We start from the raw sequence: 14,215 nt of genomic DNA, 5'->3' as shown, positions 1-14,215 counted from the left end.
CGATGACCCATGATTTTTCTCCTGTTGTACTTCCTGCGGCATCACATTTATGCTGCAGTACAACAACTATAGACTTGATCTACAATCTAATAAAGAGTGCAATGACGAATTGATTGTTCAGGATTACGAACAATCGCGCATAACATGATAAGGAATCAAGTGAACAAGCTGCAAGCCATGGAAGTTTTCATCCAAGTCGTCGATGCGGGCGGCTTTACGCGCGCGGCGGAAAACATGCAGCTGCCGAAAGCCACCGTATCGACGCTGATCCAGTCGCTGGAAGCGAGCCTGTCGGTCAAGTTGCTCAACCGCACCACGCGCCATGTCAGCATCACCTCCGACGGCGCCGCCTATTACGAACGCTGCGTGCGCATCCTGTCGGACGTGCGCGAGGCCGAGGAATCGCTGTCGCGCACGCGATTGAGCCCCAGCGGACGGCTGCGCGTGGATGCGCCCACGGCCCTGGCCAGCGAACTGATCATCCCCGCCCTGCCCGACTTTTTCGCCCGCTACCCCGACATCTCGCTGGAGCTCGGTTGCAGCGACCGCCCCGTCGACCTGATCGAGGAAGGCGTCGACTGCGCCGTGCGCGGCGGCGAGCTGGGCGACCTGAACCTCATCGCGCGCCGGGTCGGCGTGCTGCATTTCATCACCTGCGCCGCGCCCGGCTACCTGGCGCGGTATGGCACACCCCTGCACCCGAACGACCTGGCGCAGCACCGGGGCGTGAATTTTTTCTCCGCCAAGACAGGCAAGACGTTCGATTGGGATTTCACGCGCGCCGGTGAACGCATCCAGATGTCCATGCCCAGCCATATCGCCCTGAACGACTCGAACGCCTACGCGGCCGCCGGCCTGGCCGGCCTGGGCATCGTGCAAATGACGCATTTCATGCTTGCGCCGCTGATAGAACAGGGCAAAATGGTGGAATTGCTCGATGAATGGGAATCCGACCCGCTGCCCATCCACGTGATCTATCCGCCCAACCGCCATCTGTCCGCCAAGGTGCGCGTGTTTGTCGAGTGGGTCGCCGACATGTTTACCAACCACCCGGCCACGCAACTGAAGGGCAAGAGCAATCTTCCCGCGCGTGCCGCCCAGACCGAGGCCCAGCCATGACCGCAGCAAGCACAACGCCCCACCGCATCGTCTTTCTCGACCGCGACAGCCTGATCGCCAAAGTGCGTCCGCCCGCCTTCGGCCACAGCTGGGAAGAGTATCAGCACACCAAGGGCAGCGAACAGACGGTTTCCCGTCTGCAAGGCGCCAGCATCGCCATCACGAACAAGGTGCCGCTGCGCGCAGCCGAGCTGGACCAGCTGCCGGACCTGAAGATGATCGCCGTAGCCGCCACCGGCACGGATATCCTCGACCTGGCCGCCTGCCGCGAGCGGGGCATCGTGGTGGCGAATATCCGCGACTATGCGCGCGCCACCGTGCCCGAGCATACGCTGGCCCTGATGCTGGCCCTGCGCCGCCAGCTGGTCGCCTACCGGGCGGACGTGGAAGCAGGCCTGTGGCAGGCGTCCGACCGCTTCTGCCTGTTCGGCCACCCGATCCGCGACCTGGCCGGCAGCCGCCTGGGTTTGCTCGGCTATGGCGCGCTGGGCAAGTCCGTGGCCCAGCTGGGGCGCGCCTTTGGCATGCAAGTGCAGGTACACAATCGCTCGCCCATCGAGGACGACGGCGTGACGCAGGTGAGTTTCGACGAACTGCTGGCCACGTCCGACGTACTGAGCCTGCACCTGCCGCTGACGGACAAGACGCGCAACATCATCGGTGCGCAAGAACTGGCGCGCATGCAGCCCACGTCGCTCCTGATCAACACGGCGCGGGGCGGCCTTGTCGACGAGGCGGCCCTGGCCACAGCATTGACGAACGGCGTGATCGCCGGCGCCGGTTTCGACGTGTTATCGAAGGAGCCGCCGCTGCCCGACAACCCGCTGTTGAACTTGCGCCTGCCCAACTTCATCCTCACCCCGCACACGGCCTGGGCCAGCGGGGAAGCCATGCAAAAGCTGGCTGACATCTTGATCGGCAACGTGGAAGCGTTCGAACGGGGCGCCCCAACGAACGTCGTGGCATGAGCGTATTGCACGAGCTCGATGAACTGCTGTGCAGCGACGACGAATACGACCGCCTCGACCTGTTTCTCGAAGCGGCCGAGCTGATCGGGCAACTGCGGACGGCTGACGTGCCTGCGCTGCTGGCCCTGTGGCAGCAGCGCGATCTATCTTGGCAGCAGCGCTACACGCAAGCGAGCGCTTCCATCGACGGCGCCGTCCTTCGCGCACTGCTGGCGGGCTTGCTGCAGATCAAGGAGACACCGCACGGCGTGTTTGAACTGATGACACGCTTGCCTGCGACAGCCGACGCCTCCCCGCTCAGCGACGCCCTGCTCGACTACGCCGAGCAAGCCTGGCATGCGAACCGGGAGCGGCAGCGGCAAATCCAGATGAGCTGCTGGAGCTGCGGGCTGTCGGGCCGGCTGCTGAAGCGGTTGGGACTGGCATCGTGGAAGGATGCGGGGCTGTAGGAACTAAGGCGCGTCGGACCGCTCGAATGAAAATCCCGGCGCATAGGCATGATAGCCGTCGAAATCGCCCTTGCCGATGGCCGCGCCGGCGCTGCGGGCGATCGCATACACCATGCCGAAGTGAAAATAGAAATTCGGCAGGATGTACAAGTTCAGATATTCGCCGGAAGGCAGCGCGATGTCGGCGAAGCCGGCGCGGTCGCGGCAGATGCGGCCGGGCGGCCCGTCAAAACGTTCCGCAGGAATGGCCATGAGGTAGCACATGGTTTGCGCGATCTGTTCCTGCAGGCTGGGGGCGGCGCTGAAATCGGCCACGTCCAGCCCCGCCAGCGGGCAGCAGCCGCGCAGGGAAAAGCTCACGGCCGCGCGCACTTGCTGGGCGAATGGCAGCATGTCCGGGTGCAGACGCGCCGCCAGCAGTTCCGGTGCGGTGCCGGTCTTGTCGAGCATGACGGACAGCTGTGCCAGCGAGCGGCAAAAGATGGTGGCGGGGTTGGTCCGCATCAGCTCCGTCATGACTGGCCCTCCTGTGTGGCCACCTTCTTCAGCACGCGAATCAGCCGGCGTTCATGGCGACCCACGGCATCCCAGTGCCAGGCGTCGGGCGAACCGAATGCCGGGTAATGGCGCTGCCATTTTTCCGCGCGTTTCTGCGTATTGACGCTCACGTTCGAGTCCAGGCCCTTGCCGCTGGACAAGCGCAGGTAGACGCGGATGACGCCCCAGCCTTCGCACACGTAGCGGTAGGTGAGACCATCGCACTTGGCCGGGTCGAGCGCGATACGGGTCGGGGCAAACTGCCCGCCCATGTCCGGGTAATGCACGGCCAAAAGAACCTCGCTGGCGCCTTCGGCCTCCAGCCTGGCCGCATACGCACACAGTTCCGTGGCCGAATGAAAATGCAGCGTTTCCTGTTCCGCCTCCGAATACGCTTCTGCCACGGCTGCGCCGGGCTTGGCGAAGATTGCCTCGGCCATGGCCGCGATACCTGCCTCTGACATTGCCACCGTGCTACCCCTTCCCCCTGATTTGCCGCATAGCACTGCAGCGATGGCCGCCATCCTAGCATGGCGTCAGCGGCGATGGCGGCTGAAAAATTCCCACATCACCTCATTCGCATCGATGGCGCGCGTGGTCTTGCCGATGGGCAGGCCGATATTAAAGGCATCGGCGCCGGGCCACGTGTGGCCGCCGTCCTGGACGGTGAGCAAGGCTACACTGACGCCGCCGGCACCCTGCTCCAGCCAGTTCACCTGCGTGGTGTCGCCAGCCGCGCCAGGGAGCAAGCGCGGTTGCGGCGTGGCACCGCCGATGCCGTTGTGCCTGCGCCAATAGTCGAAGGTGTCTTCGGCCGACAGGTAGCTGGCAGCCTTGCCCTCAAACAGCACCACCTTGTCGGCCCTGCCCTGTATCAGCAGCATGCCCACCTTGTCCGTCTTCTGGTGATGCTGCAGCACCGGTTCCGGCATGGGCGCGCCCACCGAGGCGACGGCAGCGAACTGCTGTGGCAGCTCGGCCGCCAGGCGCAGGGCAAAGAAACCGCCGCGTGACAGGCCCGTGGCATACACGCGTTTGTCATCGATGCGGTAATCCTGCTCGAGTTTACGCAACAAGGCTTGCGTGAAACCGACGTCATCCGTGCCCGCCAGATAATCCATGCCGAAACCCACGTTCCAGTCCTGCTGGATGCCTTGCGGATACACGACGATGAACTGGTGCCGCTCGGCCGCCCCGTTCATCTGCGTGTACAGCATGTGTTCCGCCATGCTCATGCCGCCGCCATGGAAATTGAAGACGACGGGAAAGGATTGCTGCGGCTGGCGTTGGTAGGCTGCGGGCGTATAGACGATGTAGCGGCGTTTTTCTTCTTTATGGACGAGGCTGCTCACTTGCGCCAGCGCAGGAATGCATGTGCACGCCAGCACCAGCAGGCTGATAAACAATTTCATGCGGCTTTCTCCGTTAATCAAGAGCTTGCAGCTTAGGCAGGCGCCGGTGAAATCGCGGTGAAATCCGTCTGGTTTTTATTGTTTTTGGAGAGTGAAAATATCGACACGGTAGTGCGCCTCGCCTGGATGAAAACGGATGTCCCAGCGCATGGCCTGGGCCAGGCGCAGCAGCAGGTTCTGGCCGTGCGCAAAACCCTGGACGCGCTGTGGCTGTCCCGGCGGCACGGTATTGACGATGCTCAAACGGCCTTGCGCAAACGCCATGCTGATGCGGCAATCAGGACCGCCATGGAACAGGGCATTGGCCAGGCAATTATTGATGAGCAACATGATCAGCTGCCCGTTGCCGGCCACGTCCAGCCGCTCGGGCAGCTCCAGGGTCAGCAAACCGGCATCCCATGAAAAATCGTCAAGCAGGCGCAACAGGCACTGCTCTATGCAGCCGCGCAACTCCACCAGCTCGCCGGGCAGCTGCTCTGCCCGCGCCAGCGCAAACAGCACCTCGATGGTGGCGCGCATGTCGTCGACGCCCTGCTGCAGCTGCGCCTGCCCTTCTGCCGACAAGGGATGCGCATCGGCCAGCGCCAGGGTGTTGTGCATCAGGGTCAGCGGCGTGCGCAGTTCGTGGCTGACGTCGCGCGCAAAGGCGTGTTCGCGCTGCAACGCCGATTGCAAGGCGTCGAACGTGGTTTCCAGGCGACGCGCCAGGAAACCGATTTCGTCGGGGCGGTCGCGCGCGCTGAAATGGACGGCGCTGCCGGGCGCGCATTGCTTTGCTTCCTGGGCCAGGCGTTGCAAGGGCTGCACGAGAAGCCGCGCCAGCCAATAGGCCAGCAGCAGGGCCAGGGCGATCAGCGCCAGCGCCACGCCCAGCACGACGCCGCCCACTTCCGGCACCAGGCGGGACACCACCAGCACGGGCGCCACGTCGGCCAGCAGATAGCTGCGCTGCGGCTGGCCAGCGGCAACAAGGTCCAGCGCCAGCACGTGATAATGCTGGCCCGTCGTGGTAAACACTTCGGCACGCGTGGCCGATGCTGGCATCTTCTCACGCACCGCTTGAGGCAATGCAAGGTAGCTGCCATAAATCGTGATGAGGTCGCTGCCAGACGGCGTCAGCTCACCGTGCTGTCGCAGGCGCTGGCCGACCGCCACCGCTTCGCGTTCGAGCAGGCGCTGCACCAGCATGTCTTCCGTCACATACGCAATCACCAGCGCCAGGCCCGTATAACACAGGCACAGCAGAACGGTGAAGCCGGCCAGGACCGCGAACAGGCTGCGGCGGATCGACTTGCTCATGGGGGCGCCGCAGAATCGAGCGCAAGGCGGTAACCCAGCTGCGGTATGGTCACCAGCACACCCGCCGCGCCGGCCAGCTCCAGTTGCTTGCGCAGTGCATAGATATGCGATTTCAGGGCGTCGCTATCGGGCGGCTGGCTGCCCCACAGATGTTGCAGCAAGGCCGAGCGCGATACGGCATGCGGATGTTCGCGGCACAGCAGCAGCAAGATCTTGACACCCGTCTGCGTCAGCGGCAGCGCCGCATCGCCGTACGTGGCGCGTCCTGTGCGCGTCTGCAAGGTGAACGGCCCCACGCGCATTTCCTGGTGCACGTGCAACTGGTGGCGGCGCGCCAGCGCTTCACAGCGCAAGGCCAGTTCACGCAATTCGAAGGGCTTGGTCAAATAATCGTCGGCGCCATCGCGAAAGCCCCGCGCCTTGTCTTCGTAGGCGTCGCGTGCCGTCAGCATCAAGATCGGCACATTGCTGGGCGCTCCCGCCTTGATGGCGCGGCACACTTGCAAGCCATCGATGTCAGGCAGGTTCAGGTCCAGCAGCACCACGTCATAGCCATTGCGCGTCGCCAATTGCACCGCTAGCGCACCCGTGCCCGCATGGTCCGTCTGCCAGCCCAGGCCGTCGAGAAAATCGAGCACCTGGCGCGCGATGCCCAGGTGGTCTTCCACCAGCAGGATGCTCAAGGGAAGCTTGCTCATGACATGCCGGCAATGCACGCGTACAGCCAGAAGTTACCGGATCTTCCACGAATTTGCCGGTAGCTGCGCAGATAACCTTCGCGTGCAAAATGGCAGCGCTCCAGCACGCGGATCGAACGTTCATTGCTCTCCAGTACGGTCGCCTGGATGCGCAGCAAGCCGAGGCGCTGGAAGCCCCAGCCCACGACAGAATTCACGACGGAGGTGGCCACGCCCTTGCCCCACACGGCAGGCGACAGGTCGTAGGCGATCTCCGCCGTGCGATGCTGGAGGGAAATGGCATTCAAGCCGATGGTGCCCACCAGTTGGCCACCGTCGCGCAGCACGACGGCCAGGCGCATGGGCGACGTAGGCCGGGCCGATGCATAGTCATCGAAATTGGACTGCAAGTCGTCTATGCTGCGCAAGTCCCAGCTCGTGTGCTCCACGACAACAGGGTCGGCCAAATACGCATACCAGGCGCGCGCATCGTCGCGCTCCAGGTGGCGCAAGGTCACCAGCGGATGGGCGGAACAGGGCAAGTCAACCGGTTTCATCGTTCGCTCCTGCAATACTTCAATCGACGGGGCAATCATCGGCCAGCCAGGCCGCGAAATCATCGGCCGCCAGTTCGAAATCGTCGCGCTGCATCGAGCCATGCCCCACCAGGTACACAGCCGTTGAGGCGCCATCGAGCGCCAGCATGACGGCGCGCCCGCCGCTGTCATCGCCGATGGCGATATAGCCGGGACATGCTTGCTGCGTGTCATACGTTTCGTTACGTTCCCGCAAGCTGTCCAGTCCGTACAACATGACCTGTTCGCCGCGCAGGCCATCTTGCCAGTCCGCGAGAAAACGCAGGTAGTGCGCCGGCAAGGCGTGGCCCAGCCAGCGCTGCACGGCGTCGATGTCTTGCCCGCTCACGCGGCGCCCTTGCGCCGTGCTTCCCACGTGCGCCGCAGCAAACCATACAAGGCCGAGTCGCTGACATGGCCGTCGACGATCCAGCGTTCGGGCAGGATACCCTCCTGCTTGAAACCCTGGCGCTCCAGGGCGCTGGCCGAACCGGCGTTGTGCGGGTCGATATCGGCTTCCAGGCGGTTCAGGTCGCGCTCGATGAAGGCAAATTCCAGTAGTGCCGACAGGGCTTCGTGCATATAACCGTTGCCCCAGTACGGACGGCCCAGCGCATAGCCGATCTCGGCGCGGCGGTTCTGGCGGTGCTCGGAAAACAGGCTGCAACTGCCCAGGTACTCACCCGTCGCCTTCAACTCGATGGCGAAGCGGAAAAATTCCTCCTTCTCGAAAGCGGCGATGTCTTCGGCAATCTGGCGCGTGGCGCGGCTGGCATCGGTCCATGGCGGTTCGCTGAAGTAGCGCATTACTTCCGGGTCGGCATGCATGGCGAATTGGGCCGCTTCATCGGATGGCTGCGGCTTGCGCAGGATCAGGCGTTCAGTGGTGATGGTCTTGCTGTAGGTCATGGCGCTCCAGTGTGGCGGCAAACGGACGAAGGCTTATTATTTCATGCAACTATAACGATGTGGCAACTTTGTGATCTTGTTTTTTAATGTAGTATGGCAAGGTTTTACCATATCATTGATGCAACTTCATGATCCGCTTATGCATGCAGCAGAGAATGCCACACAGACCGAAGCCGACCATGTCCATCCCTAGAATCCACCTCACCATGCCGCTCGCCGTCGGCGCACTGGCCGTCTGGCTGTGCTTGAGCCTGGGCGGCCGCTGGCTGGAATCGGCCGGCTACGCCTTACCGGGCGCAGCCGTCACCGGCCGTATCGGCCTGTCGTGGGCGCTGGCCGCCGTGTTTGCACTGGCGCTGCTGCTGGCATCAAGCCGGCGCCGCGAAGCGGGCCTGGGTGTGCCGCAGCCATGGAAAACGCTGTGGCTGGTCTGGCCGCCCCTGCTGTATGCGCTGCTGATGCTGTTGCTGGCCTGGGCAGGCGGCTGGCCACAGCCGCGCGTGCTGCTGATCGTGGCCTGCAATGCGGCGCTGGTGGCCATTTCGGAAGAACTGATGTTCCGCGCCATTTTGCTCCAAGGCATGCTGGATCGGTACGCCGTCTGGCCTGCCGTCTTGATTTCCTCGGCGCTGTTCGGCCTGGCCCACACGGCCAATGGCCTGGCCACGGGCGACGTCAGCGGCGCCCTGTGGCAAGCCGTCGCCGCCACCTTGCAGGGCGTCGGCTATGCCGCCATCCGCCTGCGCACCCGCTCGGTATGGCCCATGGTGCTCGTGCATGGACTGTGGGATTACGCGCTGGTGACGGCCACCTTGCCGAACCCTGCCGAAGACGGCGCGTCTATCCTGCCGGCTATCGCCCTGCTGGCCGTGCTGCCCTTGTGCCTGTATGGCGTCTACCTGCTGCGCCCCAGCCAGCGCGCCACCATATCGCAGCTACAACGATAATATTGCGACAAGATTTTCCATCCATAGACTGAGGAAGGTGCATGGCGTTTTTTTCACGTGATTACGAAGTGTTCCTGCTGCTGGCGGCGCCCGATGCTCCGCCGCTGTGGGAGGCGGCGCAATGGCTGCCATTTGCCGCCAGCCTCGATGGTGTCGTGGCGCAAGCACGAGGCAAGGCCAGCGTGCGCAGCCATCAATACAATCCCAAGGGCAAGCCGATTCCCTTTGGCCGCCTGGGCTGGGACGCCAAATCGCACGCCAAGTGGACGCACACGCCGGCCACGACGGAAGCCCGCTTCATGAGCCTGGAAGCGTGGGCGCCCACCTGGACCATTTGCGAAAAAGACGACCAGGCACCCGATCTGTTCCTCGCACTGGCCAATGAATCGTTGCTGGGACTGGCAGGCAAAACCTTGCAGTTCAGCCAGCGCCTGGTGTGCGCCATCGCCACGGACATGGGTCCGGAAGCGACCGCCACCTTGCGACTATCGCTGGCCCAACTGGCCGCGCAGCAAAACGCCGTCATCTTCGCCCATACGCAGCGCCAGTGGGGCCGCGCCACGTACGGCGGTTTCACGGGCGCCATCCAGGATATGCTGATCGGCGGCCTGTTCCAGCCCGACGACCCGCATGCGCGGCCGCTCGATGCGGCCACGTTCCGCGAGCCATGGACGCGCATGGAGCAGGCTTGACAGTGCGAGCCATCGCATGGCATCGTTCAGCCATGCAATCGACATTTCCTCCCCTGACCACCATTATTGCCACCATTCGACCGATGGTGGCTTAGCAGGATAATGATTGCCAAAGCCGCCTGCAGGGCGGCTTTGATATGCAGCAACTGGTCAAGACGTCTCGCAGGTTTTATTTTTCACTTCAGCGAGCGACCATGCAAACCACTTCCAGCACCCCAGTTACCCCCACCCTGCACCTCGTGTGCGGCAAGATTGCATCCGGAAAATCCACGTTGACGGCCCGGCTGGCCTGCGCGCCGCAGACCGTGCGCATCAGCGAAGACAGTTTGCTGGCGCAGCTGTATCCGGGCCAGATCGCCAGCCTGGCCGACTACGTGGCCTGCGCGGCGCGGCTGCGCGCGGCCATCGCCCCTTTGTGCTTGCAGATGCTGCAGGCGGGCGTGTCCGTCGTGCTCGATTTTCCCGCGAATACGCCCGCCAGCCGCGCCTGGATGCGCGAACTGTTCCAGCAGGCGGGCACGCCGCACGTGCTGCATTACCTGGACGTGTCGGACGACGAATGCAAGGCGCGCTTGCGCCTGCGCAATGCAAGCGGACTGCACCCGTTTTCCACCAGCGATGCTGATTTTGACGCCATCACGCGCCACTTCGTGCCGCCCGACGCGTCGGAAGGCTTTGATATCGTGCGGATCGCCCCTTAAAACGTGCCCGGCAGCAGGATTTTCTTGTCCACATGCTGCAAGTCGCGCAAGCCGCAAAAGGCCATCGTCAAGTCCAGTTCATTGCGGATGATGTCCAGGCATTTGGTGACGCCGGGGCCGCCCATGGCACCCAGACCGTACAGGAAGGGGCGGCCGATGTACACGCCTTTCGCGCCCAGGGCCACGGCCTTGAGCACGTCCTGGCCCGAGCGGATGCCGCCATCCATGTGCACTTCGATCTGGCTGCCGACGGCGTCGACAATGGCAGGCAAGGCTTCGATCGACGATTGCGCGCCGTCGAGCTGGCGCCCGCCGTGGTTCGAAACGATCAGCGCGTCGGCGCCACTGTTGACGGCCAGGCGCGCATCTTCCGGGTCCATGATGCCCTTGATGATCAGCTTGCCACCCCAGCGCTGCTTGATCCATTCCACGTCCGCCCATGACAGGCTCAGGTCGAACTGCTGCTGCGTCCAGGCCGACAGCGAGGACATGTCGGAGACGGACGTGGCGTGACCGACGATATTGCCGAAACCGCGGCGTTTCGTGCCCAGCATGCCCGCCACCCAGCGCGGCTTGGTGGCCATGTTGATGATGTTGGGTATGGTCAGTCTCGGTGGCGCCGACAGGCCGTTGCGCAAATCCTTGTGGCGCTGGCCCAGCACCTGCAAGTCCAGTGTCAGCACCAGCGCGCCGCACTTGGCGGCCTTGGCGCGGTCGATCAGGCGGTTGATGAATTCGCGGTCTTTCATCACGTACAGCTGGAACCAGAACGGTTTTGTCGTGTTCGCCGCCACGTCCTCGATCGAGCAAATGCTCATGGTCGACAGGGTAAACGGCACGCCGAATTTTTCAGCGGCCTGGGCGGCAAGGATTTCACCATCCGCATGCTGCATGCCCGTCAGGCCCGTGGGCGACAGGGCCACCGGCATCGATACGTGCTGGCCCACCATGGTCGAGGCCAGGCTGCGGTTTTCCAGGTTGACGGCCACGCGCTGGCGGAACTTGATCCTGGCGAAATCGCTGTTGTTGGCGCGGTACGTCGATTCCGTCCAGGAACCGGAATCGGCGTAGTCGTAAAACATGCGCGGCACCCGTTTCTGGGCCAGCACGCGCAAGTCTTCGATGCAGGTGATGATACTCATGCGTTTCCTCGGTCGATGGCAAGTCGAACCATGATCGTGCATTTGCCGGCAATTGTCTATCCGACAGGCAATGCCAGCGGCCCTGGCGCCACACTTACCAGTCGCGCGCGCCAAGGATCTTCTCGCCCAGCGCAGTCAAGCGCGCCTGCGGATAGCGCAGCTTTTCCTTTTCTTCGGGGTCGCCGGGAAACGCATAGCCCTGCGGCGCGCTGCGCTCGCGCCAGCTTTGCACACGCCAGCCGCGCAAGGTTTGATTGTCTTGCTGGGCTGGCGTAAAGGAAATGTATTGTGCCAGGCGCACCTGGTGCGTCGACGTGTTCGGGCGGATGCCGTGCGCCAGCAGGCTGTTAAAGATCAACAACTCCCCTTTCTTCATGGCGATGAATTCCATCGGGTATGGCACCGTCGCCAGGTCCGGCTGCCACGGGTTGCGATCAAGCGGCACCGTCTTGCGCCAGGCCAGCAAGTTGTTGAACAATTCTGGATAGCACTGAAAACCGCCGCTCTCGGGCGAGGTGTCGGACAGGGCCAGCACGCCCTGCACGTTGACGGGCAGCGGGTCGAGCGTGGTGTCCGCATCCCAGTGGATGAAGCCGCCAAACTTGCGCTTGCCCTTGTTCGGCGTGTTCAGGTTGGCGCGGTCGATGGTCACCCACAAGTCTTCGCGGTCCCAGATATCGACAAAAGCGTCGTACACGCGCTGCGTCTGGCGGTTATCCCACAAGGTCTGGTTGTGATAGGCCTCGACCATGCCGGAACCATTGAGTTCCTTCATCGCGTGGTCGCGCAGCTGGTCCCGGTTCCAGGTGGCGGAGTCGTGCTGGTCCAGCCCCTGGAATTCCCACAGGAAATCCGTCGTGCGCCGTACCTGCTCGGGCGACACTGCATCCTTGACGATGACGTAGCCATAGGTTTGCCAGTGCAAAAAATCACTGTCGGACAGCACGCGCAAAGGCAGCTGTTTCTGGATGTCGCGCAACTGGGTCTGCTCCGTGTAGGCTACGGACGGATTGCCGGGACGGCCTTCGCCGTATTGGTATGGGATCTGCATCGCTGTCTCCTCTGTTGGTATGGGACAGATTGTGCGATGGCACGGCCAGTTGAAATGCGCGCTAAGCGGCCAATACTGATACTATCCTGACTATCCATACCATCAAATCGTCACAATGACGCCTTTATTCGAACAAGTCACGATCCCCGTGGGCCACTCCTGGGGCTTGCTGTGGCGCGAACTCGAGGCCATCCCCTTCATCTGGCATTACCACCCGCAGTTCGAGCTGACCCTGACGGTCAATGCCAGGGGCCAACGCTATATCGGCGACCACCTGGGCGATTTCGAGCCGGGCGACCTGGTGCTGCTGGGGCCGAATTTGCCCCACACCTGGTCAGCCAGCGAGCGCATCGATCGCGCGCAGCCCATGCTGGCCGTCGTCGTGTGGTTTTCACTGGAATGGGTGGAGCAGTTGGCGGCCTGTTTTCCCGAGTTGCACAGCTTGCGGCAACTGGCGGCCCGCGCCGGTCCCGCACTGCACTTTTCGCCGGCAACGAGCGCGCACAGCGCGGCCAAACTGCTGCAACTCAATGCCCTGCCCGTGCCGCAGCGCTTGCCGCTTCTGCTCGACGTGTTGCTGGCACTGGCCGGCGATGCAGGTGCGCGGCCGCTGGCCTCAACAGCGCAGGCGCCGATGCCCGATGGCCAGCAAAAGCGCATGGCCAGCGTGTTTGATTTCATGCACGGGCATTTCAGGGAAGAGATCGCACTGGAAACCCTGGCGCGGCAGGCGGCCCTGTCGCTGGGCGCCTTTCACCGCTGTTTCAAGCGCCACGCGCATTGCACGCCGGGCGAATACCTGGCGCGGCTGCGTATCGGCCGCGCCTGCCAACAGCTGATCGAAAGCGATCTCGCCATCGCCGTCATCGCGCAAGAGGCGGGCTATCGCAACCTCGCGCATTTCAACCGCCAGTTCCGCGCCGCCAGGCAAGTCACGCCGCGCGCGTTCCGCCTGCAATACCGGCGCGGCGCCAAAGGCGCATCATAAATCCATTCGGAAACGAAAAAGGGGATCAGATTTTACAATCTGACCCCCAATATTCTGGTGCGGCTGGCAGGAATTGAACCCACGACCCCTTGGTTCGTAGCCAAGTACTCTATCCAGCTGAGCTACAGCCGCCTAAGACAAGATTATAGCAGGGCTTTGCAGAATGGCAAAGGGCGTCGCGGCGATATTTCACAATTGACGGCCGCCCCCTGTTTTTCAACAGCAGGCAGCACCGCTGCCGACCGGACGAACGAACGAAAAAAAACCCGGAAAGTCACCTTTCCGGGTTTTTTCTTTACTGCTAATACTGGTGCGGCTGGCAGGAATTGAACCCACGACCCCTTGGTTCGTAGCCAAGTACTCTATCCAGCTGAGCTACAGCCGCAAACTCTGACACACTTCGCCGAACGGCACGAAGCTTGAAACTTTCATCAAAACCAGGCAGACCTGATCTTGGCAATACTGGTGCGGCTGGCAGGAATTGAACCCACGACCCCTTGGTTCGTAGCCAAGTACTCTATCCAGCTGAGCTACAGCCGCAAAACTTCTACAACAGCTCCGGTACAACATGGAGGTCAAACTTTTTACAACAAAACCAGGCAAAGTCTGATTTTCAGTATTCTGGTGCGGCTGGCAGGAATTGAACCCACGACCCCTTGGTTCGTAGCCAAGTACTCTATCCAGCTGAGCTACAGCCGCGCAGGCAAACATTATAGCGTATTCATTTCGCTTTGAAAAGTTCGATTTTT

General features: G+C 62.6%; 17 protein-coding genes and 4 tRNA genes. 7 read left to right on the top strand and 14 right to left on the bottom strand.

Going from position 1 to position 14,215, the window contains the following annotated elements:
- Positions 1-159 precede the first annotated feature (159 nt).
- Genes ACQ4WZ_RS05210 through ACQ4WZ_RS05200 form a run of 3 tightly spaced genes read left to right on the top strand, consistent with a single transcriptional unit; the run spans position 160 to position 2,536 of the window.
- Positions 160-1,119 carry a LysR family transcriptional regulator gene (locus ACQ4WZ_RS05210; protein ID WP_101481862.1) on the top strand — a complete coding sequence of 320 codons (960 nt, stop codon included), beginning with the start codon at positions 160-162 and terminating at the stop codon, positions 1,117-1,119.
- Positions 1,116-2,087: a D-2-hydroxyacid dehydrogenase gene (locus ACQ4WZ_RS05205; protein WP_436572733.1), complete on the top strand. Its 972-nt coding sequence runs from the start codon at positions 1,116-1,118 to the stop codon at positions 2,085-2,087. Before ACQ4WZ_RS05210 ends, ACQ4WZ_RS05205 begins: the two co-directional genes overlap by 4 nt.
- Positions 2,084-2,536, top strand: a complete 453-nt coding sequence (locus ACQ4WZ_RS05200; RefSeq protein WP_436572732.1) for a hypothetical protein — start codon at positions 2,084-2,086, stop codon at positions 2,534-2,536. The genes ACQ4WZ_RS05205 and ACQ4WZ_RS05200 overlap by 4 nt, the downstream gene beginning before the upstream one ends.
- Positions 2,537-2,539: 3 nt before the next feature.
- Here ACQ4WZ_RS05200 and ACQ4WZ_RS05195 read toward each other — a convergent pair whose 3' ends face one another.
- The 8 genes from ACQ4WZ_RS05195 to ACQ4WZ_RS05160 all read right to left on the bottom strand — a co-directional run bounded on the left by ACQ4WZ_RS05195 (position 2,540) and on the right by ACQ4WZ_RS05160 (position 7,945).
- Positions 2,540-3,052 carry a DUF1993 family protein gene (locus tag ACQ4WZ_RS05195; RefSeq protein WP_436572731.1) on the bottom strand — a complete coding sequence of 171 codons (513 nt, stop codon included), beginning with the start codon at positions 3,050-3,052 and terminating at the stop codon, positions 2,540-2,542.
- Positions 3,049-3,513 carry a hypothetical protein gene (locus tag ACQ4WZ_RS05190; protein ID WP_133990442.1) on the bottom strand — a complete coding sequence of 155 codons (465 nt, stop codon included), beginning with the start codon at positions 3,511-3,513 and terminating at the stop codon, positions 3,049-3,051. The genes ACQ4WZ_RS05195 and ACQ4WZ_RS05190 overlap by 4 nt, the downstream gene beginning before the upstream one ends.
- Positions 3,514-3,609: 96 nt before the next feature.
- On the bottom strand, positions 3,610-4,485 hold the full coding sequence (locus ACQ4WZ_RS05185; protein WP_436572730.1) for a CE1 family esterase: 876 nt from the start codon (positions 4,483-4,485) through the stop codon (positions 3,610-3,612).
- 75 nt (positions 4,486-4,560) lie between these two features.
- Entirely contained in the window at positions 4,561-5,784 is a 1,224-nt protein-coding gene (locus ACQ4WZ_RS05180; protein WP_436572729.1) for a sensor histidine kinase, read from the bottom strand.
- Positions 5,781-6,482: a response regulator transcription factor gene (locus ACQ4WZ_RS05175; protein WP_436572728.1), complete on the bottom strand. Its 702-nt coding sequence runs from the start codon at positions 6,480-6,482 to the stop codon at positions 5,781-5,783. The genes ACQ4WZ_RS05180 and ACQ4WZ_RS05175 overlap by 4 nt, the downstream gene beginning before the upstream one ends.
- Positions 6,479-7,018, bottom strand: a complete 540-nt coding sequence (locus tag ACQ4WZ_RS05170; protein ID WP_436572727.1) for a GNAT family N-acetyltransferase — start codon at positions 7,016-7,018, stop codon at positions 6,479-6,481. Before ACQ4WZ_RS05170 ends, ACQ4WZ_RS05175 begins: the two co-directional genes overlap by 4 nt.
- A gap of 19 nt (positions 7,019-7,037) precedes the next feature.
- Complete coding sequence (locus ACQ4WZ_RS05165; RefSeq protein ID WP_166674733.1) at positions 7,038-7,385, bottom strand: SMI1/KNR4 family protein; 348 nt, start codon at positions 7,383-7,385, stop codon at positions 7,038-7,040.
- Positions 7,382-7,945 (bottom strand): GNAT family N-acetyltransferase, encoded by a 564-nt coding sequence (locus tag ACQ4WZ_RS05160; RefSeq protein ID WP_436572726.1) that lies wholly within the window; start codon positions 7,943-7,945, stop codon positions 7,382-7,384. The genes ACQ4WZ_RS05165 and ACQ4WZ_RS05160 overlap by 4 nt, the downstream gene beginning before the upstream one ends.
- Positions 7,946-8,124: 179 nt before the next feature.
- On the opposite strand from ACQ4WZ_RS05160, the gene ACQ4WZ_RS05155 reads away from it, so the two are divergent.
- From ACQ4WZ_RS05155 to ACQ4WZ_RS05145, 3 genes are all read left to right on the top strand, one after another.
- Positions 8,125-8,892, top strand: a complete 768-nt coding sequence (locus tag ACQ4WZ_RS05155) for a CPBP family intramembrane glutamic endopeptidase (protein ID WP_436572725.1) — start codon at positions 8,125-8,127, stop codon at positions 8,890-8,892.
- Positions 8,893-8,933: 41 nt separating this feature from the next.
- Positions 8,934-9,584 carry a hypothetical protein gene (locus tag ACQ4WZ_RS05150; protein WP_436572724.1) on the top strand — a complete coding sequence of 217 codons (651 nt, stop codon included), beginning with the start codon at positions 8,934-8,936 and terminating at the stop codon, positions 9,582-9,584.
- A 194-nt stretch (positions 9,585-9,778) separates the two neighbouring features.
- On the top strand, positions 9,779-10,285 hold the full coding sequence (locus tag ACQ4WZ_RS05145; protein ID WP_436572723.1) for a P-loop nucleotide/nucleoside kinase family protein: 507 nt from the start codon (positions 9,779-9,781) through the stop codon (positions 10,283-10,285).
- Here the strand turns inward: ACQ4WZ_RS05145 and ACQ4WZ_RS05140 are convergent.
- Positions 10,282-11,427 carry an alpha-hydroxy acid oxidase gene (locus ACQ4WZ_RS05140; RefSeq protein WP_436572722.1) on the bottom strand — a complete coding sequence of 382 codons (1,146 nt, stop codon included), beginning with the start codon at positions 11,425-11,427 and terminating at the stop codon, positions 10,282-10,284. The two genes, ACQ4WZ_RS05145 and ACQ4WZ_RS05140, sit on opposite strands and share 4 nt — an antisense overlap.
- Before the next feature lie 94 nt (positions 11,428-11,521).
- Positions 11,522-12,478 carry a phytanoyl-CoA dioxygenase family protein gene (locus ACQ4WZ_RS05135; RefSeq protein ID WP_436572721.1) on the bottom strand — a complete coding sequence of 319 codons (957 nt, stop codon included), beginning with the start codon at positions 12,476-12,478 and terminating at the stop codon, positions 11,522-11,524.
- Positions 12,479-12,593: 115 nt separating this feature from the next.
- Here ACQ4WZ_RS05135 and ACQ4WZ_RS05130 point away from each other — a divergent pair, with 115 nt between their 5' ends.
- Positions 12,594-13,466: a helix-turn-helix domain-containing protein gene (locus ACQ4WZ_RS05130; RefSeq protein WP_436572720.1), complete on the top strand. Its 873-nt coding sequence runs from the start codon at positions 12,594-12,596 to the stop codon at positions 13,464-13,466.
- A gap of 55 nt (positions 13,467-13,521) precedes the next feature.
- Here the strand turns inward: ACQ4WZ_RS05130 and ACQ4WZ_RS05125 are convergent.
- The 4 genes from ACQ4WZ_RS05125 to ACQ4WZ_RS05110 form a co-directional block, all read right to left on the bottom strand.
- A tRNA-Arg gene (locus ACQ4WZ_RS05125) sits at positions 13,522-13,598 on the bottom strand.
- A 176-nt stretch (positions 13,599-13,774) separates the two neighbouring features.
- Positions 13,775-13,851 (bottom strand) — tRNA-Arg (locus ACQ4WZ_RS05120).
- Between the two features lie 78 nt (positions 13,852-13,929).
- Positions 13,930-14,006, bottom strand: a tRNA-Arg gene (locus ACQ4WZ_RS05115).
- Between the two features lie 82 nt (positions 14,007-14,088).
- A tRNA-Arg gene (locus tag ACQ4WZ_RS05110) sits at positions 14,089-14,165 on the bottom strand.
- Positions 14,166-14,215: the final 50 nt, after the last annotated feature.

The organism is Janthinobacterium darwini, from assembly GCF_051380905.1.
Lineage (GTDB): Bacteria > Pseudomonadota > Gammaproteobacteria > Burkholderiales > Burkholderiaceae_D > Janthinobacterium.
The sequence above is the reverse complement of the archived record's forward strand: the minus strand, read 5'-3'. Positions and strand labels throughout refer to the sequence as shown.